This is a genomic window from Aeromonas sp. QDB31 (genome assembly GCF_027707605.1).
Lineage (GTDB): Bacteria > Pseudomonadota > Gammaproteobacteria > Enterobacterales > Aeromonadaceae > Aeromonas > Aeromonas media.
The window spans coordinates 218,077-237,859 of the sequence record NZ_JAPCIX010000003.1 but is presented as its reverse complement, the minus strand read 5'-3'; the positions used below and the strand labels follow the sequence as shown (position 1 = coordinate 237,859).

The 19,783-nt window shown below is 60.6% G+C and carries 15 protein-coding genes; 7 read left to right on the top strand and 8 right to left on the bottom strand.

Annotation, left to right across the window (positions count from 1 at the left end):
* Positions 1–2: 2 nt before the first annotated feature.
* The 4 genes from PG898_RS04775 to PG898_RS04760 all read right to left on the bottom strand — a co-directional run bounded on the left by PG898_RS04775 (position 3) and on the right by PG898_RS04760 (position 3,790).
* Positions 3–791 carry an ATP-dependent zinc protease family protein gene (locus PG898_RS04775; protein ID WP_005325701.1) on the bottom strand — a complete coding sequence of 263 codons (789 nt, stop codon included), beginning with the start codon at positions 789–791 and terminating at the stop codon, positions 3–5.
* Between the two features lie 52 nt (positions 792–843).
* Positions 844–1,821 carry a tRNA 5-methoxyuridine(34)/uridine 5-oxyacetic acid(34) synthase CmoB gene (gene cmoB / locus PG898_RS04770; RefSeq protein ID WP_171269194.1) on the bottom strand — a complete coding sequence of 326 codons (978 nt, stop codon included), beginning with the start codon at positions 1,819–1,821 and terminating at the stop codon, positions 844–846.
* A complete protein-coding gene (gene cmoA, locus PG898_RS04765) occupies positions 1,818–2,558 on the bottom strand; it encodes a carboxy-S-adenosyl-L-methionine synthase CmoA (protein ID WP_111911251.1) in 741 nt (246 codons plus the stop codon). The genes cmoB and cmoA overlap by 4 nt, the downstream gene beginning before the upstream one ends.
* Positions 2,559–2,941: 383 nt before the next feature.
* Positions 2,942–3,790: a DUF72 domain-containing protein gene (locus tag PG898_RS04760; protein WP_171269193.1), complete on the bottom strand. Its 849-nt coding sequence runs from the start codon at positions 3,788–3,790 to the stop codon at positions 2,942–2,944.
* 432 nt (positions 3,791–4,222) lie between these two features.
* Between PG898_RS04760 and aspS the strand changes: the two genes are divergently transcribed.
* The 3 genes from aspS to PG898_RS04745 all read left to right on the top strand — a co-directional run bounded on the left by aspS (position 4,223) and on the right by PG898_RS04745 (position 8,707).
* Positions 4,223–6,001, top strand: a complete 1,779-nt coding sequence (gene aspS / locus PG898_RS04755; RefSeq protein WP_171269192.1) for an aspartate--tRNA ligase — start codon at positions 4,223–4,225, stop codon at positions 5,999–6,001.
* 68 nt (positions 6,002–6,069) lie between these two features.
* Entirely contained in the window at positions 6,070–6,810 is a 741-nt protein-coding gene (locus PG898_RS04750; protein ID WP_005325689.1) for a YebC/PmpR family DNA-binding transcriptional regulator, read from the top strand.
* Between the two features lie 271 nt (positions 6,811–7,081).
* A complete protein-coding gene (locus tag PG898_RS04745; protein ID WP_171269191.1) occupies positions 7,082–8,707 on the top strand; it encodes a phosphoethanolamine transferase in 1,626 nt (541 codons plus the stop codon).
* A 68-nt stretch (positions 8,708–8,775) separates the two neighbouring features.
* On the opposite strand, the gene nagC is transcribed toward PG898_RS04745, so the two are convergent.
* The 3 genes from nagC to nagB are packed head-to-tail and all read right to left on the bottom strand — an operon-like array spanning position 8,776 to position 11,950.
* Positions 8,776–9,990, bottom strand: a complete 1,215-nt coding sequence (gene nagC, locus PG898_RS04740) for a DNA-binding transcriptional regulator NagC (RefSeq protein WP_025326348.1) — start codon at positions 9,988–9,990, stop codon at positions 8,776–8,778.
* 4 nt (positions 9,991–9,994) lie between these two features.
* Positions 9,995–11,140 (bottom strand): N-acetylglucosamine-6-phosphate deacetylase, encoded by a 1,146-nt coding sequence (nagA, locus tag PG898_RS04735; protein WP_171269190.1) that lies wholly within the window; start codon positions 11,138–11,140, stop codon positions 9,995–9,997.
* A 9-nt stretch (positions 11,141–11,149) separates the two neighbouring features.
* On the bottom strand, positions 11,150–11,950 hold the full coding sequence (nagB, locus tag PG898_RS04730; protein WP_171269189.1) for a glucosamine-6-phosphate deaminase: 801 nt from the start codon (positions 11,948–11,950) through the stop codon (positions 11,150–11,152).
* 271 nt (positions 11,951–12,221) lie between these two features.
* On the opposite strand from nagB, the gene nagE reads away from it, so the two are divergent.
* The 3 genes from nagE to glnS all read left to right on the top strand — a co-directional run bounded on the left by nagE (position 12,222) and on the right by glnS (position 18,464).
* On the top strand, positions 12,222–13,676 hold the full coding sequence (nagE, locus tag PG898_RS04725) for an N-acetylglucosamine-specific PTS transporter subunit IIBC (protein WP_171269188.1): 1,455 nt from the start codon (positions 12,222–12,224) through the stop codon (positions 13,674–13,676).
* A gap of 123 nt (positions 13,677–13,799) precedes the next feature.
* On the top strand, positions 13,800–16,463 hold the full coding sequence (locus PG898_RS04720; RefSeq protein WP_171269187.1) for a beta-N-acetylhexosaminidase: 2,664 nt from the start codon (positions 13,800–13,802) through the stop codon (positions 16,461–16,463).
* A gap of 339 nt (positions 16,464–16,802) precedes the next feature.
* A complete protein-coding gene (gene glnS, locus PG898_RS04715; RefSeq protein WP_005325679.1) occupies positions 16,803–18,464 on the top strand; it encodes a glutamine--tRNA ligase in 1,662 nt (553 codons plus the stop codon).
* 116 nt (positions 18,465–18,580) lie between these two features.
* Here the strand turns inward: glnS and fur are convergent, their stop codons facing one another.
* Entirely contained in the window at positions 18,581–19,009 is a 429-nt protein-coding gene (gene fur / locus PG898_RS04710; protein WP_005325677.1) for a ferric iron uptake transcriptional regulator, read from the bottom strand.
* A 244-nt stretch (positions 19,010–19,253) separates the two neighbouring features.
* On the opposite strand from fur, the gene PG898_RS04705 reads away from it, so the two are divergent.
* Positions 19,254–19,754, top strand: coding sequence for a DUF4442 domain-containing protein (locus PG898_RS04705; protein WP_005325675.1), 501 nt, complete (start codon positions 19,254–19,256; stop codon positions 19,752–19,754).
* The last annotated feature ends 29 nt before the right edge of the window (positions 19,755–19,783 follow it).

The following is a 19,783-nucleotide window of genomic DNA, read 5'->3' as shown; positions in this document are numbered from 1 at the left end:
GATTATTTTACATCCTTGAGCTTGGGTTTTGGTTGGATATACTCGCGGGCCACGTCGACCACGGCGATGTCTTTCAAGAATTCACGGCCCAGCAGCACGGGGAAGGTCATGTCGCTGCGGTCTTTGAGGGTAAACTCGGCCTTCTCGGTCATGTCGCCGATGCGCACGGTGAGGCGCACCACGGGACGACGGTCGAGGTCGTCGGCAGAAGCCTGACGCACCCGCACGTGACGCACCAGCGGCGCCTCGATCTGGATCTTGTCGTCCATCTCCTGGTGGCTCAGGAAGAAGCGCACCCAGTTTTTGCCGTTGCGCTCGAAGATGGTGATCTCCTGGGCACTGATGGAGGAGGTGGTGGCGCCGGTATCGACCCGTGCCTGGAAGGCATCGTTGGCGGCATCGACCCAGATCCACTCCGCTTCACCCACCAGCAGCTTGCCGTCGACCGTGTGGCCCTGACTCGGGGCCGGGCACTTCTCGGTGGGGATGGCCATGGGTTTGGGGGGCTCGGGTGGCAGGGTAGCCAGCTTGCTGTCGACTTTCTTCACGGACTCTTTCATGTTGGTGACATCGGTGTTGAGCTGAACCAGCAGGTGCTGTTGCTGCACATACTGCTTCTGTTGCTGTTCCATGGATGTTTGCAGGCGTTGCTCGCTCAACGTGATCTCGTTGCGAAGCTCGGCCAGCGTCAGGGTCGGGGCCGGGGGGGCTTTTTCCATACTGACACACCCGCCGAGACTGAGCAGGGAGAGCAGGGTCATTCCTTTTAATTTGCTTTTCATGTCATTCATTTAACTGTGCTTCCTGGAATTGGGTCAGTGTAACTTCCACAGCCGCCATCGGCTAGTCTTTGGCCTTTCTGGCGATCAGTACGGCACGCTTGGGTGCCGGGTATCCTTCGACCGTGAGTGCCGGATCGTCTGGGTCCAGGTAGTCACTCAGGGACTCGTTAATCATCCAGTCGGTACGACGCTGTTCGTCGGTACTGGTCATATTCTCGTCCACGATTCGCACGTCGCTGAACCCACAGCGTTCGACCCAGAGTTTGAGAGCCGTGCTTGAGGGGATAAACCAGACGTTGCGCATCTTGCCGTAGCGATCGGTGGGCACCAGCACGTCGTTGACGTCGCCGTCGATCACCAGCGTCTCCAGCACCAGCTCCCCGTCGTCTTTGAGCTGGTTGCGCAGCTGTTCGATGTGCTCGATGGGGGACTTGCGATGATAGAGCACCCCCATGGAGAAGACGGTGTCAAAGGCCCGCAGCTCAGGGAGCTCCTGGATGCCGAGCGGCAGCAGGTGGGCGCGCTGATCGTTGCCGGCGAAGTGGCGAATGGCCTCGAACTGGCAGAGGAAGAGCGGGCTAGGATCGATACCGACCGCGAGTTTTGCCCCTTCGCCTACCATGCGCCACAGGTGGTAGCCGCTGCCGCAACCTACATCCAGCACGTAACGCCCGGCGAGCGGGCTGATGTGGGGCAGCACTCGATCCCACTTCCAGTCGGAGCGCCACTCGGTGTCGATGTGGATGCCGTGCACATGGAAGGGGCCCTTGCGCCAGGGCATGAACTGGCGCAGCAGGCTCTCGGTCTTCTTGCGCTCCCCCTCGTTCAGGCTGTCCATGCCGCCTACCTCGACCCGGCTTTTCAGCTCGACGTTGCCGGGGGCCACCTGCGGCAGCTTGTTGAGGGCGCGGTTCCAGCGCGGCAGGTCCCCGTGCAGGTTGTCGTGCTGCCAAGCGTGCAGCTGGGCGGGCAGGGTGTGCAGCCAGTGGCTCAGCCGGTTCTTGGCGATCAGTTGATAGAAGTTGGCGAAGTCGATCATGGCTGGGCGTCGCTTGATTTGATGGCAATCATGGAGCCGAAGTTGAAGCACTGGAACCAGAGATCCTGATGGGTGAAACCGGCGTCCCGCAGGCGGGCACGGTGAGTCTCCAGGCTGTCGGTACGCATCACGTTTTCAAGGGCGGTACGCTTCTGGCTTATCTCCAGCTCGCTGTAGCCGTTGGCCCGCTTGAAATCGAGGTGCAAGTCGATGAGCAGCGCGTTGACCTGTTCGTCCTCGAAACGGAATTTCTCGCTCAGGATCAGGATGCCACCGGGGCGCAGGCCGTCATGGATGCGCTGGATCAGGGCGGCCCGTTTTTCGGGGGCGACGAACTGCAGGGTGAAGTTGAGCACCACCACGGAGGCGTTCTCGATGGCGATGTCGCAGATGTCCGCCTCCACCAGCTCCACCGGCACCTCGGACTTGAAGCCAGAGAGATGGGCGCGGGCACGCTCGATCATGGGGTGGGAGAGATCCACCGCCGTGATCTGGCAGCCCGGCTGATTGACATGGCGGCGCATGGCCTGGGTCGCGGCGCCGAGGGAGCAGCCGAGATCGTACAGGCGGCTCTGGGGCTGGGCGTAACGGGCTGCCATCATGCCGATGGCGGAGATGATGTTGCTGTAACCCGGCACGGATCGCTGGATCATGTCGGGGAAGACATCGACGACCTGTTCGTCAAAGCAAAAATCCCCCAATTGGGCAATGGGGGCGGCAAAAATCTGATCGTGCATGCTGGCGCAACCTGACAGCCGGTGCGCGAACCGACTGTGTGTTCAATGGAGTCGTTGGGTGACACCCGTCCGGGTCGTCACCGGTTTACGAACGGGGTGGCTGGCCTTGAGATCCTTCGGGCCTGCCCTGTTCGCAATGGACCATCATCCTGGTCCTTTATGGGAGTGAGCCGTCTGCGGCATGTGTTGCCATGGACAACGGTCAGCGCCCCTTCTTGGGAGCTGGACGGTCGCCTGCGGCACAATGCAATGGCGGGCGTCCGGCTCCTTGCTTGGGGCGGTAGTGTAGAGGAAAGGCGGGCGTTTGTCTTGACGCCGAGGCCCGTCCAGCCACAAAAAAACGGCTTTTTTTAGCGGTGAAACAGGGGTGGGGAAGCGAGCGGCTAAAAGGGCAGCAGGCCCTGGCGCGCGCGATCGTTTTCCCCCGGCCAGGGGGCCATCTCCTGACCGAGCAACCGACTGACCTGACGGGCCAGTTCGGGGGCCCGTGCATTGTCGGCGGTATGGATAAAGAGGTAGAGATCCTTCCCCTCTGCCAGCCATTGCTGCCAGCGGGGCAGCCAGGAGGGCAAAAACGGGTGATTGTCCTCGGGATGAGGCAGGCCGATAAGGCGCACCACAGGGCTGTTTGCGGTGGCGAGCAGGTGCACCGGGAGCCTCGGCTTCTTGCCCTGGGCATCGACGAGGGCCGGCGTAGTGGCAGGCACCGAGAAGAGCGGTCGGCTGTCGAGCATGATGCGGTTGATGCCCCTGTCCATCAGCAGGCGGTTCAGGGCCCGCTCCGCCTCACCTTTGGCGAAGAAGTCGGGGTGGCGCACCTCCAGGGCATAGGTGAAATCCGGCGGCAGGCTCTCGAAGAAGGCGGCGAGGCGCGGCAGGCCGGCGGGGCCGAAGCGGGCGGGCAGTTGCAGCTTGAGCAGCCCCAGTTGCCCGTGCAGCGGGCCGAGCAGGGTGATGAAGTCCGCCACCTGCTTGCCGGCGCTCACCAGATCGCTCTGGTGGCTGATTTCTTTCGGAAACTTGAAGCTGAAGCGGAACTGGGGCGGCACCGCATCGGCCCAGCGGCGCACCGTGTCCGGGGTGGGGGAGGCGTAGAAGGTGGTGTTGCCCTCCACGGTATTGAACACCTGGGCATAGTGGGCGAGGTGCTCGGCGGGTCTGGCGCCCACCCCCAGCAACTGCCCGGGCCAGGCCGGGTGTGACCACTGGGGCAGACCCAAATAGAGGCTCATGTCGGTTCCTGTCTGCGGATTTATGCTGTTTTGCTCCCCTTTTTGCGCCAGGACAACAAAAAACAGGGCAAAGGGGGCTGCGGGCCATTTTACCCAAATGGGGGTTTTCCTCTATAATGCCAGCCCTTTTGTTTGCCAAATCGTTGTGACTCACGGGGTTGTGCGCCTAAGGTGGCGATGACCTGGGTCACAAGGTTGCCAGACAACGACGCTTGCCGATGTTCTCGCCTCGCGCGTCGCCCCTCAGTGGGGCCACTCGGCGCGAGCCGGCATTGGCGGCAAGTATCCGGCTCGGGGAGCCGGATGATATGAGACTGATTTCAAACCGGGTAAGAATCCGAATCTGGCCAGCTGTGAGACAGACGGTGCTTGCCAGTCGTGCCCGGCGACCCAAGGTGAACCGTCTCTCTACCATTTCGAAGGAAGAAGTCCATGCGCTCTATCTATTGCGGACAGGTCAATGAGGCCCATGCCGGGCAGACCATTACATTGTGCGGTTGGGTCCATCGTCGTCGCGATCTCGGCGGCCTCATCTTTATCGACATGCGCGACCGGGAAGGGATCGTGCAAGTCTTCTTCGACCCGGACAAGCCGGACGCCTTCGCCCTGGCCTCCGAGCTGCGCGGCGAGTTCTGCATCCAGGTGACCGGCGTGGTGCGTACCCGTCCGGACTCCCAGCGCAACAGCGACATGGCTACCGGCGCCATCGAAGTGTTCGCCCACGAGCTCACCATCATCAACCGTGCCGAGCCGCTGCCGCTGGACTTCAACCAGGTCAACAGCGAAGAGATCAGCCTCAAGTATCGCTATCTGGACCTGCGTCGCCCCGAGATGGCCAAGTACCTGAAGACCCGTGCCAAGGCCAGCGCCTTCGTGCGCCGCTTCATGGACGAGCAGGGCTTCCTCGACATCGAGACCCCCATGCTGACCAAGGCGACCCCGGAAGGGGCCCGTGACTATCTGGTGCCGAGCCGGGTGCACAAGGGCAAGTTCTACGCCCTGCCGCAGTCCCCGCAGCTGTTCAAGCAGTTGCTGATGATGTCCGGCTTCGATCGCTACTACCAGATCGTCAAGTGTTTCCGCGATGAAGACCTGCGTGCCGACCGCCAGCCGGAATTCACCCAGATCGACGTGGAGACCTCCTTCATGACCGCGCCGCAGGTGCGCGAAATCATGGAGGAGATGATCCGCAAACTCTGGATGCACATCCTGAACGTGGATCTCGGCGACTTCCCGATCATGACCTTCGACGAGGCCATGCGCCGCTTCGGTTCCGACAAGCCGGATCTGCGCCTGCCGATGGAGCTGGTGGATGTGGCCGACCTGCTGACTGCGGTGGAATTCGCCGTGTTCGCCGGCCCCGCCAACGATCCGAAAGGCCGCGTGGCAGCCCTGAAAGTCCCGGGCGGCGCCGAGCTCTCTCGCAAGCAGATCGACGAGTACACCAAGTTCGTCGGCATCTATGGCGCCAAAGGCCTGGCCTGGATGAAGGTCAACGAAGCGGCCAATGGCATCGAAGGGGTACAGTCCCCGGTCGCCAAGTTCCTCACCGACGAGATCGTGCGCGAGATCCTGGCCCGCACCGGCGCGGCCGATGGCGACATCCTCTTCTTCGGTGCTGACAGCAAGAAGGTGGTGTGCGACGCCATGGGCGCCCTGCGCCTGAAGGTGGGCCGCGATCTGGGTCTGGTGGAAAACGTCTGGAAGCCGCTGTGGGTCATCGACTTCCCCATGTTCGAGGAAGATGGTGAAGGTGGCCTGGCTGCCATGCACCACCCCTTCACTGCCCCGAGCAACCTGGGCCCGAGCGAGCTCAAGGCCAACCCCCTGGGGGCCTATGCCAACGCCTACGACATGGTGATCAACGGCTACGAAGTGGGTGGCGGCTCTGTGCGTATCCACAACAGCGAGATGCAGTCCACCGTGTTCGACATCCTGGGGATCACCCCGGACGAGCAGCGCCTGAAGTTCGGCTTCCTGCTGGATGCCCTGAAGTACGGTACCCCGCCCCACGCCGGTCTGGCCTTCGGTCTGGACCGCCTCAGCATGCTGCTGACCGGTACCGACAACATCCGGGACGTGATCGCCTTCCCGAAAACCACGGCAGCTGCCTGCCTGATGACGGATGCCCCCAGCTTCGCCAACCAGGCCCAGCTGACCGAACTGGCCATCGCCACCGTTGCCAAGGCCGATGCCAAGGCTGACGCCTGAGAAGATTGAAGAACGGGTCGCCATGCGACCCGTATCCCATTGATTTCACATTATAACGGAGAGTTTTTATGGCAGGTCACAGCAAATGGGCCAACATCAAACACCGCAAGGCGGCACAAGACGCCAAGCGTGGCAAGATCTTCACCAAGCTGATCCGCGAAATTACCACCTCGGCTCGCCTCGGTGACGCGGATCCCGCCAACAACCCGCGCCTGCGCGCGGCGGTCGCAGCTGCCCTGACCGGCAACATGACCCGTGACACCATCAACCGTGCCATCCAGCGTGGCGCCGGTGGTGGTGATGGCGAGCAGCTCGAGACCATAGTCTACGAAGGTTACGGCCCGGCGGGCTCCGCCGTCATGGTGGAGTGCCTGACCGACAACCGCAATCGCACCGTGGCCGAAGTGCGTCACGCCTTCAGCAAGTGCGGTGGCAATCTGGGCACCGACGGCTCAGTGGCCTACCTGTTCAGCAAAAAGGGTCTGCTGACCTTCGTGGGCGTGGACGAGGATGCCCTGATGGACGCGGCCCTGGAAGCGGGCGCCGATGACGTGGTCACCGAAGAGGATGGCTCCATCGAGGTCTACACCACCCCGAACGATTTCGGCACAGTGCTGGACGGCCTGGAAGCCGCCGGCTTCAAGCCTCAGAGCGCCGAAGTGACCATGATAGCTTCCACCGAAGCCGAGCTGGACGCCGACACCGCACCCAAGCTGATGCGTCTCATCGACATGCTGGAAGACCTGGATGACGTGCAAGAGGTCTACCACAACGGCTCCATCTCCGACGAAGTGGCCGCGCTGCTCTGATCTGATCGCACAGCCCCTGACTGGGGATGGACACCAGACGGCAGCCTCAGGCTGCCGTTTTTTTTATCTCCCTGACTCTTCTCAGACGCCATTTCCTTCGCTGTGCCTTCCTTAATTCCCGCTTAAGTTTGCCTTCTTACTCTCTCATTGCATCCGGGCCGCTGTGCCCATCACCACCTTGTCTGCTCGGGAAGAGAGACGGGTGGCAGGGATGCCCACAACGGAGTCCCCATGCAGGGTCTCCAGATCACTGGTTTGTCGGAGTCTTCTTATGCGCCTCACTCTGGGAGTGATGAAGGTCAATCTGTTGCTGGTGCTGCTGTTTGCACTGGTGTTCAACTGGCCCATCTTCCTGCACTTTTACCGCATTCTCACCCAGCTGGAGCACGTCAAGGCGGGCTTTGCCCTCTCTATCCCCTTGGTGCTGCTGGCCGCGCTCAATGCGGTGTTTCTGCCCTTCACCTTCCGCTATCTGCTCAAGCCCTTCTTCACCTTCCTGATCGTCACCGCCTCCCTGGTCAGCTACGCCATGCTCAAATACGGCATCATCTTCGATGTGGGCATGGTGCAGAACATACTCGAAACCAACAGCGGGGAGGCCACTTCCTACCTCAATGGTTCAGTGGTGCTCTGGTTCCTGCTGACCGCCGTGCTGCCGGTGCTTGGCCTCTTGTGGCTGAAGATCGAATACCCAACCCCCTGGTACAAGGGGCTGGCCCAGCGTCTGGCGGGGATCGCCCTCTCCCTGCTGTTCCTGGTCGGCGTCGCCACCCTCTATTACCAGGATTACGCCTCGGTCGGGCGCAACAACCATACCATCGTAAAAGAGATAGTCCCCTCCAACTACGTGCGCGGTCTCTATCGCTACGCCCGGGATATTCTCTTCGCCACCCCTGTCCCTTATCAGCCGATAGGCACAGATGCCAGGGTGGTGGACAAGGGCGGCAAGCCGACCCTGATGTTCCTGGTGGTGGGGGAGACGGCCCGCAGCCAGAACTACTCCCTCAACGGCTATCAGAAGCAGACCAACGGCTTCACCATGAAGGAGCCGGATCTCGTCTCCTTCAGGGACGTGCGCTCCTGTGGCACCGCCACCGCTGTCTCGGTGCCCTGCATGTTCTCCAACCTCACGCGCCGGGAATATGACGAGACCCTGGCCAAGTCCAGGGACGGCCTGCTGGACGTGCTGCAACACGCCGGTGTCTCAGTGCTGTGGAAGGAGAACGACGGCGGCTGCAAGGGGGTGTGCAATAACGTGCCCACCCTGGAGATCGAGCCCAAGGCCTTCCCCCAATACTGTGAAGGGGACTCCTGCTATGACGAGGTCTTGCTGCAGGGGCTGGATCGGCAGATCGCCGGGATGAAGGGCAAGCAGGGCAGCAAGCTGGTGGCCTTCCACCTGATGGGCAGCCATGGCCCGACCTACTATCGCCGCTACCCGGCCGAGGATCGCGTCTTCCTGCCGGACTGCCCGCGCAGCGACATCGAGAACTGCAGCAACGAGGAGCTGGTCAACACCTATGACAACACCATCCGCTATACCGACAAGGTGCTGTCCCAGCTTATCGCCAAGCTCAAGACCCTGGAGAGCCAGTACAACGTGGGGCTGGTCTACCTGTCGGATCACGGGGAATCCCTGGGGGCGCTGGGGCTCTACCTGCACGGCACCCCCTACAAGTTCGCCCCGGACGATCAGACCCGGGTGCCCCTGCTGACCTGGTTCTCTCCCCAGTTGCAGCGGGATCGCGGGCTCAATCAGGATTGCCTGCGCCAGGAGGCGGACAGCAAGCGCTTCTCCCACGACAACCTGTTCCACTCGATGCTCGGCATCATGGACGTGCAGACCCAGGTCTACGACGGCAAGCTTGACCTGTTCAAGCCCTGTAGGGCGGGGTAAACCGGCGAAAAAGACCATAAAGAACGGCAGCCACTGGCTGCCGTTTTTGTTTCCCAAGGCTTGGGCCTTTACTTCTGCTCCATGATGATCTGCAGCAGATCCCCTTCCAGCAGGGAGCGCTTCACCAGGGCGAAGCCGCCTATGGTGGGCTGGTTCTGGAAGCGCGCCTTCACTATGGGCAGGCCACGGTGGAAGCTCGGCAGGGACTGGTGCTCGACGCAGCGACGGATGGCCGGGATCAGTATCTCCTCGGCGGCGGTGATTTCGCCGGCGATCAGCACCTTCTGAGGGTTGAACAGGTTGACCGTGATGGCGATGGCCCGGCCCAGGTGTTCTCCCACGTTCTCGATCACGCTGCGGGCCAGTTCGTCACCGGCCACGGCGGCCTTGCACACCTCCTGGATGGTGATGTGCTTCTCCTGCAGCGAGCTCAGGTGGCCGCGGCTGATGAGCTCCTTCACCTTGTCGACGATGGCCTCGTTGGAGGCGATGGTCTCGAGGCAGCCGAAGTTGCCGCAGTGGCAGCGCTTGCCGAGGGGCTCGACCTGGATGTGGCCTATCTCGCCGACGTTGCGGTTATGACCGAGGAATACCTGCCCCTTGGTGATGATGCCGGAGCCGGTGCCCTGGTGGACGCTCACCAGGATGGAGTCCATGCAGTCGCGGGACTCGCCGAAGAAGTGTTCGGCCAGCGCCAGGGAACGGGTGTCGTTGCCCACGTAGCAGGGGAGGTTGAAATGGTGCTCAAGCAGCTTGGCGAGCCCCAGGTTGCGGATCTGGTAGGTGGGGGTATAGATGACCATGCCGGATTCCGGGTTGACCAGACCCGGCATGGTGAGCGCGACACTGATGAGGTTGCGGCTGCGCTCGGTATTGGCGTCGATGAAGGCGCCAATCTCCCGCAGCAGCATGTCGACCACGGGCTGCTGCTCTATCTCTGTCACCTGGGTGATGTGCTGATCGAGCTCCTTGCCGTCGAGATCATACAGGGAGAGCTGCAGATAGCCGCGGCCAAGCTTGGCGGAGACAAACTGAAAGCGATGCTTGATGGTGGTCAGGGAGATGGCGCGTCGTCCGCCGGTTGACGCCTGGGGCGACGTCTCCCTGATCAGCCCATGCTCGATCAGTTGCCGGGTTATCTTGGTCACGCTGGCCGGGGCCAGCTGACTCAACTCGGCAATTTTGACCCGCGAGATGGGCCCCTGCAGGTCAATGAGTCGATAGACGACGGCACTGTTCACCTGCTTGATAAGATCTACGTTTGCTATTTGTCCGCCAGTCATAGTGTCACTGTGTTGTGTAGTGTCCGTTAACCACGGTCCCGCAGACCGTGAAGGCCTGATCAAAGACGGTGAGGTTGGCAATTTTTCCGACCTGGATACTACCGAGACGTGAGTCCCATCCAATGGCGCGAGCGGGATAAAGGGTGGCCATTCTCAGTGCTTCATCGAGCGGTAATCCGACCTGTTTGACCAGATTCTCCACCCCTTCAATCATGGTGAGGGCAGAGCCGCCGAGTGTACCATTCTCATCGACGCACTGACCATCGCGGAAATAGACGGTTGCGCCACAAAAATCAAACTGCTCAAAGCCTTCCGGTGCACCCGCCGCGGCGGTGGCATCGGTGACCAGCACCAGTTTCTCGCCGAGGATCCTGTGTGCCAGGCGCACGTTGGCCCAGTGCACATGGTGACCGTCGACGATGATGCCCGCATAGACATCCTTGCGATCGTAGATGGCGCCCACCACGCCAGGCTCGCGACCGTTCAGGGTCGGGGTCATGGCGTTGTAGAGGTGGGTGGCAAAGCGCATGCCGTTGTCAAACCCGGCCATGGCCTGGTCATAGCTGGCAGCGGTGTGACCGGCTGAGACCAGGATGCCGGCCTCCACCAGTCGACGGATGTGCTCCGGCTTGTTGCGCTCCGGCGCCAGGGTGATCTTGGCGATGGCGTCGCTGTTGGCGCAGAAGAAATCGATCATCTCGTCGACGGGCTGACGGATCTGCTCGGCCGGGTGTATGCCCTTGCGCTTGAGGTTGGTGTAGGGCCCTTCCAGATGGACCCCCAGCACCTCATTCGGACGGGCGGCCATGTAGTCGCGGGTCACCGCCACCGCCAGCTTCATGTCGGCATCCGGACTGGTGATCAGGGTCGGCAGGAAGCTGGTGGTACCGGACTTGAGATTGGCCGCCTGCATGGTGGCCAGGGTCTCTGTGGTGATGTGACCGTTGAACATGACGCCACCGCAGCCGTTGAGCTGGACGTCGATGAAGCCGGCGCTGAGGTTGGCGCCCTTGAGATCAATCTGCTCAATGCCCGCTGGCAGTTCGGCCAGGTGGGAGATGGCGACAATCTTGTCGCCTTCGATCAGTACGCCGTGGCCGGTCAGCACGCAGCTGCCGGTATAGAGGGTGCAATTAGTCAGTGCGTACATGACGGCTCCTTACAGGCGGTCGATGTTGGCGGCTTCCAGCTGCTGGAAGTAACGGACCGTCTTGACTTTCAGCTCCATGGTGGAGGGCTCGTCGCACACCATCATGCCCTTGGGATGCAGTTGCAGGGTGGAGATGGTCCACATGTGGTTGACGCAGCCTTCCACCGCGGCCTGCAGGGCCAGGGCCTTGGCGTGGCCTGTCACCAGGATCATGATCTCTTCGGCATCCATCAGGGTGCCCACGCCCACGGTCAGCGCCAGCTTGGGCACCTGCTCCATGTCGCCACCGAAGAAGCGGGAGTTGGCGATGCGGGTATCCTCGGTCAGGGTCTTGACCCGGGTACGGGAGGCCAGGGAGGAGGCCGGCTCGTTGAAGGCGATGTGGCCGTCGTTGCCGACGCCGCCCATGAACAGGTTGATCCGGCCATAGGACTTGATCTTGTCCTCATAGCGCTTGCACTCGGCCACCAGATCCTCGGCATTGCCGTTGAGGATGTTGATGTTTTCCGGGCGAATGTCAACCAGGTTGAAGAAGTTATTGTGCATGAAGCTGTGGTAGCTCTCCGGGTGCTCCTTCGGCAGGCCCACGTACTCGTCCATGTTGAAGGTCACCACGTGCTCGAAGCTCACCTCACCGGCCTGGTGCAACTCGATCAGGCGCTTGTAGGTCGTCAGCGGCGTGCCGCCGGTGGGCAGGCCCAGTACGAAGGGGCGATCGCTGGTCGGTTTGAACGCATTGATGCGGTCAACGATGTAACGGGCAGACCAGAGACCCACCTGGCTGGCAGACTTCAACGGGATCAGGCGCATTCTATATACCTCAGAACGGTTGCCGCACAGGATTGACGGCAAGGGACCAAACACGGATTCAAGTTGTTTTATAGCGTAAATAAAGATTGCGAACTAAGCCACATCTATCCGCTACCTTTATCTCTGTTGAGTGATAATGATCACGAAAGCTGGTTTATTAATTTGCGAAGCGAAATAAAACAAATAGACTGCCAATCAAGCCTTGATGGCTTATGCGTCGAACGTGATAAGCACTTAATTTCTAGAAAAACATCAACTAAGGAGAGGAACCGTGAACATTCTCGGTTATTTGCAAAAGATCGGCCGTGCCCTGATGGTGCCGGTAGCGGTATTGCCTGCCGCAGCGATCCTGATGGGGATTGGCTACTGGATTGACCCTAACGGTTGGGGTGGCGAAAGCGCGCTGGCGGCTTTCTTGATCAAGGCGGGTGCCGCCATCATCGACAAGATGGCCATCCTGTTTGCCGTGGGTGTCGCCTATGGCATGTCCAAGGATAAAGACGGTTCTGCCGCGCTGGCCGGTCTGGTCGGCTATCTGGTAGTGACCACCCTACTGAGCCCGGGTGCGGTCTCGCAGATCCAGCAGATCCCGCTGGACCAGGTCCCTGCTGCCTTCGGTAAAATCGAGAACCAGTTCATCGGTATCTTGACCGGTGTCATCGCAGCTGAGCTGTACAACCGCTTCAGTGGCGTCGAGCTGCACAAGGCGCTGGCCTTCTTCTCCGGCCGTCGTCTGGTGCCGATCGTGACCTCCGTTGTCATGATAGTGGTCTCCTTCATCCTGATGGCCGTCTGGCCGATTATCTATGGTGGCCTGGTCTCCTTCGGTGAATCCATCGTCAGCATGGGCTCCACCGGTGCCGGCATCTACGCCTTCTTCAACCGTCTGCTGATCCCGGTCGGTCTGCACCACGCCCTGAACTCGGTGTTCTGGTTCGATGTGGCCGGCATCAACGACATCCCGAACTTCCTGGGTGGCCAATCCTCCATCGACGCCGGCAAGGCTGTCGTGGGCGTGACCGGCATGTACCAGGCTGGCTTCTTCCCCATCATGATGTTCGGTCTGCCGGGTGCGGCACTGGCCATCTACCACAGCGCGAAGAAAGAGCACAAAGAGAAAGTTGCCTCCATCATGATCGCAGCCGCCTTTGCCGCCTTCTTCACCGGGGTGACCGAGCCGCTCGAGTTCTCCTTCATGTTCGTGGCGCCGGTGCTCTATGTCATCCACGCCCTGCTGACCGGTCTGTCCGTGTTCATCGCCGCCAGCATGCACTGGATTTCTGGCTTCGGCTTCAGCGCCGGTTTCGTCGATATGTTCATCCAATCGCGCAACCCGCTGGCGACCCAGTGGTACATGCTGCTGGTACAAGGCCTGGTGTTCTTCGGTCTCTACTACGCCATCTTCCGTGCCGTTATCGTCAAGTTCAACCTGAAAACCCCGGGTCGTGAAGATGACGAAGCCGTGCCGGTACAGGCCCAGACCACCGACCGCACCGAGCTGGCTCGCCAGTATCTGGAAGTGCTGGGTGGCCAGGACAACCTGGTGACCATAGATGCCTGCATCACCCGTCTGCGTCTGACCCTGAAAGATCGCAGCATAGTCGATGAGCGCAAGCTCAAAGCCCTGGGCGCGGCCGGTGTGGTCAAGCTCGGTGAGCAGAACCTGCAGGTGATTCTGGGCCCCTTGGCCGAAATCATCGCCGGTGAGATGAAAGCCCTGCGTTAATCGAGCGACTCGCTCACCTCAAGTCTAAGTCCATTGTTGACATAACTAAGGGCCCCGTTCCCGGGGCCCCATATAAAAAAAGCCAAGAAAATCCAACCTTTACTTCAAATGAGAGCAGCAGTTATGAACTTGAAACATTCTCTGTTAGCCATTGCCATGTCTACCGTTTTCGTCAGCCAGGTCCAGGCAGCCGATGCCGCCAAGCAAGCCGTGGTCGATTCCCTCGCCAGCAATCTGGTCGTCAAGTACGAAGTCGTCACCAATGACGGCGCTGGCGCCGGCCTCGACTGCCAGGCCCTGGGTTCCGAGTGGGCGAGCTGTGGTGTTGCCAAGCTGCACCTGACCAATACCGGTGCCGACGTCACCTCCAAGGACTGGAGCATCTATGTCTCCTCCATCCGCCGCATCCAGCGGGTGGACAACGACCAGTTCACCATCACCCACCTGACCGGCGACCTCTATCGTTTGACGCCAACCGAGAAGTTCCAGGGCTTTGCCAAGGACGCCACGGTCGAAGTGCCCCTGGTGGTGGAGTACTGGGTATTGTTCGAATCTGACATCATGCCGAACTGGTATGTCGCCAGTGAAGGGGCCGAGCCGAAAGTGCTGGCCAGCATGAGCAACATCGACGATGCCACCACCTACGAGAAGCCGATGCCGGCCGACGGCTGGAAGCGCACCAAGGATGACAACAACATCCTGATGAACAGCGAGACCCGTTTTGCCGCCAACCAGACCAGCACCCTGCTGCCTGCCGGCAAGATTGACGACCAGATACTGCCGACCCCGATGAAACAGGTGGTCAAGGCCGGTCCCCAGGTCGACTTCTCCACCATCAAGCTCAATGCCCTGGACCTGCCAAGCGATCGCGCCGAGGCCATCAAGGCTCAACTGACCAAGCTGGGTGTTACCCTCTCCGACACCGGCTACCCGGTCACCATCAAGCTCGGCAGCAAGCTCAAGCAGGCCGAAGGCTATGACATGACCATAGGCGCCAAAGGCACTGTGGTGCAGGGTCATGACATCGACGGGGCCTTCTGGGGCGCCCAGTCCCTGATCTCCCTCTTGGGGGTCAACGACAAGCTGGTGAGCCAGATGAGCGTCGAGGATGCGCCGCGCTTTGAATACCGCGGCATGCAGACCGACGTGGCCCGCCACTTCAGAAGCTCTGAGACCATGAAGAAGCTGGTTGACCAGATGTCTGCCATGAAGCTCAACGTGCTGCACCTTGGCCTGACCAACGATGAAGGCTGGCGCATCGAGATCCCAGGCCTGCCGGAGCTGACCGACGTCGGCAGCCAGCGTTGTCACGATCTCTCCGAGACCCAGTGCCTGATGCCGCAGCTCGGCTCAGGCCCCACCAGCGACAACATGGGCTCCGGCTTCTACAGCAAGTCCGACTACATCGACCTGGTGCGCTACGCCAAGGCTCGCGGCGTGACCGTGATCCCCGAGATCAACATGCCGGCTCACGCCCGTGCCGCCGTGGTCTCCATGGAGGCGCGCTACAAACGTCTGCTGGCGGAAGGGAAGGAAGCGGAAGCGAACCAGTTCCGTCTGACTGACCCGGATGACACCTCCAACGTCACCTCGGTGCAGTTCTACGACAAGATGTCCTTCATCAACCCCTGCCAGCCGGGTGCCGCCACCTTCGTGGCCAAGGTGATGGATGAAGTGGCTCAGATGCACCAGGCAGCCGGCCAGCCCCTGACCGCTTGGCACTACGGTGGTGACGAGGCGAAGAACATCATGCAGGGCGGTGGCTATCAGGATCCGGCCGTTACCCAGAAAGCCGATCTGGTGGCCTGGAAGGGCAACGTCGACTCCAGCAAGCAGGACAAGCCGTTCGGCAAGTCCCCCCTGTGCCAGAAGATGATCGACGATGGCAAGATCAAGGATGTGGCCGAGCTGCCTGTCCACTTCGCCAAGGAAGTGAGCGAGATGGTCAAGGGCCACGGCTTCTCCACCCTGCAGGCGTGGGAAGATGGTCTGAAGTACGCTACGGACGCCAGCGTGTTCGCCACCGAGAAGACCCGGGTCAACTTCTGGGAAACCCTCTACTGGGGTGGCTTCAACGAGGCGATGAAGTGGGCGCACAAGGGCTATGATGTTGTGCTCTCGAACCCGGACTACCTCTACTTCGACTTCCCGAACGAGGTACACCCGGCCGAGCGTGGCTACTACTGGGCAACCCGCTTCAACGACACCCGCAAGGTGTTCGCCTTCGCCCCGGAAAACCTGCCGCAGAACGCCGAGACCTCGGTTGACCGCGACGGCAACGCCTTCGTGGCCAAGGGTGACCAGGATCCGGTCAAGTTCAAGGGGATCTCCGGTCAGCAGTGGAGCGAGACAGTGCGCACCGATGCCCAGTACGAGTACATGGTCTACCCGCGCATCTTCTCCGTGGCCGAGCGCGCCTGGCACAAGGGTGGCTTCGAGCTGGATTACGTGAAGGGTCGTGAGTTCTCCGGTACCACCAAGCACGTCAACAAGGCCACCCTGAACAAGGAGTGGAACCAGTTCGCCAACCTGCTGGGTCAGCGCGTGCTGCCCAAACTCGACCAGGCCGGTGTTGAATACCGCCTCTCGGTGCCTGGCGCCAAGGTGGTGAACGGCAAGCTGGAAGCGAACGTGGATCTGCCGGGTCTGCCCATCCAGTACAGCCTGGACGGCACCAACTGGACCGCCTATGACGCCGCCGCCAAGCCGAGCGTGACAGGCAAGGTCTGGCTGCGTACCACCAGCTTCGATGGCAAGCGCACCAGCCGCGTCACCGAGCTGAACTGATAGTCCTCAATCCATAACGCAAGGTGGGTCGCAAGACCCGCCTTTCCCAAGACCGATAGGTCATCGGCTTTGGGAAAGGTTGACTGTGCGTGTGAACCTTTGTTGTGTGTGTATTGTCTGTTTTTCATCACTTGTGACCCCGCCTCGTGCGGGGCTTTTTTTAGCCAGGGTTCAGAGGGGCTCCCGCTGTTTCCCGTTTTTAGCACGCCAATGGCCCGGATTAGCCAAATTCAGGTTGAGGCAGGGCGCGTAATGAGGGATCATATCCGGCTTGACGGCGGGGTGATGAGGGTGCCAACCGGCACAACTTCCGCCAGTGACGCATTTTTGAGGTGAGCCATGAGCGAGGCGAGCAGCCCAACCAACTTTATCCGTCAGATCATCGATGAAGATCTGGCCAGCGGTAAGCACAAGAGCGTGCATACCCGTTTTCCGCCGGAGCCGAACGGTTATCTCCATATCGGCCACGCCAAGTCCATCTGCCTGAACTTCGGCATCGCCCGTGACTATCAGGGCCAGTGCAATCTGCGCTTCGATGACACCAACCCTGCGAAGGAAGACATCGAGTTCGTGGAGTCCATCAAGCAGGACGTACAGTGGCTCGGCTTCCAGTGGAGCGGCGAGATCTGCTACTCCTCCGACTATTTCGACAAGCTGCACGGCTATGCCATCGAGCTCATCGAGAAGGGTCTGGCCTATGTGGACGAGCTTTCCCCCGAGCAGATGCGCGAATACCGCGGCACCCTGACCGCCCCTGGCAAGAACAGCCCGTTCCGCGATCGCAGCGTGGAAGAGAACCTGGCGCTGTTTGCCAAGATGAAGAGCGGCGAGATGGCCGAAGGCAGCGCCTGCCTGCGCGCCAAGATCGACATGGCATCCCCCTTCATGGTGATGCGCGATCCCGTCATCTATCGCATCAAGTTTGCCCACCACCACCAGACCGGTGACAAGTGGTGCATCTACCCGATGTATGACTTCACCCACTGCATCTCGGACGCCCTGGAGGGGATCACCCACTCCCTGTGCACCCTGGAGTTCCAGGACAACCGTCGCCTCTATGACTGGGTGCTGGACAACATCAGCATCGACTGTCACCCGCGTCAGTACGAGTTCTCTCGTCTGAACCTCGAGTACACCGTCATGTCCAAGCGCAAGCTGAACCTGCTGGTGACCGAGGGGCACGTCAGCGGTTGGGACGATCCGCGCATGCTGACCGTCTCCGGGCTGCGTCGCCGTGGTTACACCCCGGCCTCCATCCGCGAGTTCTGCCAGCGCATCGGCGTGACCAAGCAGGACAACATCGTCGAGATGAGCATGCTGGAAGCCTGCATCCGTGACGATCTCAACGAGAACGCCCCCCGTGCCATGGCGGTGCTTCATCCGGTGAAAGTGGTCATCGAGAACCTGGCCGCCGATGAGGTGCTGACCGCACCGGCGCACCCGAGCAATGCCGAGATGGGTACCCGCGAGCTGAACTTCACCCGCGAGATCTTCATCGACGAGGCGGACTTCAAGGAAGAAGCGAACAAGCAGTTCAAGCGGCTGGTGCTGGGCAAGGAAGTACGCCTGCGCAACGCCTACGTCATCAAGGCCGAGCGGGTCGAGAAGGATGCGGACGGCAAGGTCACCTGTATCTACTGCTCCTACGATCCCGAAACCCTGGGCAAGGATCCGGCTGATGGCCGCAAGGTGAAGGGCGTGATCCACTGGGTCAGCGCTACTCACTCCCTGCCGGCCGAGATCCGTCTCTACGACCGTCTGTTCAAGATGCCGAACCCCGGTGCCGAGGACGACTTCGAGGCGGCGCTCAACCCGGATTCCCTGGTGATCATCGCCGGTGCCCGGGTCGAGGCGTCCCTCAAGGACGCCAAGCCTGAGTTTGCCTACCAGTTCGAGCGTGAAGGGTATTTTTGCGCCGACAACAAGCTCTCAAGCCCGGAGCACCTGGTGTTCAACCGCACCGTGGCTCTGCGCGATGTCTGGGGCAAGGCCGAGGCCTGATGGCTGCCGTCTGACAGGCAGAGGGCAGGGGAGACCCTGCCACTCTGGTCCGGATTGCGGACAAAAAAAAGCCAGCGTGATGCTGGCTTTTTCATGGCTGCTCGCAGCCGACGGCGTTATTCGTCGTGTTTGCAGTCACCGTTCACGCAGTGACCATAGAGATAGAGGCTGTGGTTGGTCAGGCGGATATTGTGGTGTTTGGCGATGTCGCGCTGACGCTGCTCGATCACCTCGTCAGAGAACTCGATCACCTTGCCACAGTCGAGGCAGACCAGGTGGTCGTGATGCTCCTGGGTCGCCAGCTCGAACACCGACTTGCCCCCTTCGAAGTGGTGACGGGTGACGATACCGGCATCATCAAACTGGTTGAGAACGCGATAGACGGTAGCGAGACCAATCTCCTCACCCTGATCGATCAGCCGTTTGTACAGATCTTCCGCACTGGTGTGCTGGCAGTCCGGCTGTTGCAGGATTTCCAGGATCTTGACGCGGGGCAAGGTGATCTTGAGCCCGGCCTTTTTTAACGCTTGGTTGTTGTCTGCCATATTCTATTTATTCGCATTCTCGAAGGTGTGGTTATTTTGATTGACTGCCGCTGGAATGGCAACCACGAACTCGCTTGGCCTGTCATTATAGGTCGTAGCCAAGTCAAAAATAAACCCAGTAATTCAAGGGGTTTAGCACATTTCCCCCCTCTGGAAGATTAATCTGGCCAGCCCGGTTCAGGCTTGCTCGGCGAGGGAATGTTGATACTATGTCACTTCTCTATAGTCTGGTCGGATGAGATCCATGGATTGGCTTTTTGACAACGCGGCCTGGGTGCGCCATGCCCTCAACGCCTGGCCTCCGTTCTGGGGTGCTGGCATCAAGATAGAAACATTGAGCCCTGATTTTCGCTTCTGTCGGGTCACCTTGAAGTCCCGCTGGTGGAACAAGAATGCCAACCGGACCCAGTTCGGCGGCAGCATGTTCGCCATGACGGATCCCATCTATCCGCTGATGCTGATGGGCCATTTCAAGAACCGTTATTACGTCTGGGACAAGGCGGGCAGCATCAATTTCATCAAGCCTGGCAAGGGGATGCTGGTGGCGGAGTTCAACCTGACCGACGCCAAGCTGGCATCGATCGTGGCGGCGACCGAGGGGGGCAACAAGCATTTCCCCGAGTTCGAGGTGCAGGTGCAGGACAAGCGGGGCGAGCTGGTGGCCCAGGTCAGGCGCACCCTGTATGTGAAACCCAAGCCGGAGCACAGGACGCCGGGTCAGGCTGCATCGACCATGAAGGAGTAAAAACAACAAGGGCCCCAGAGGGGCCCTTG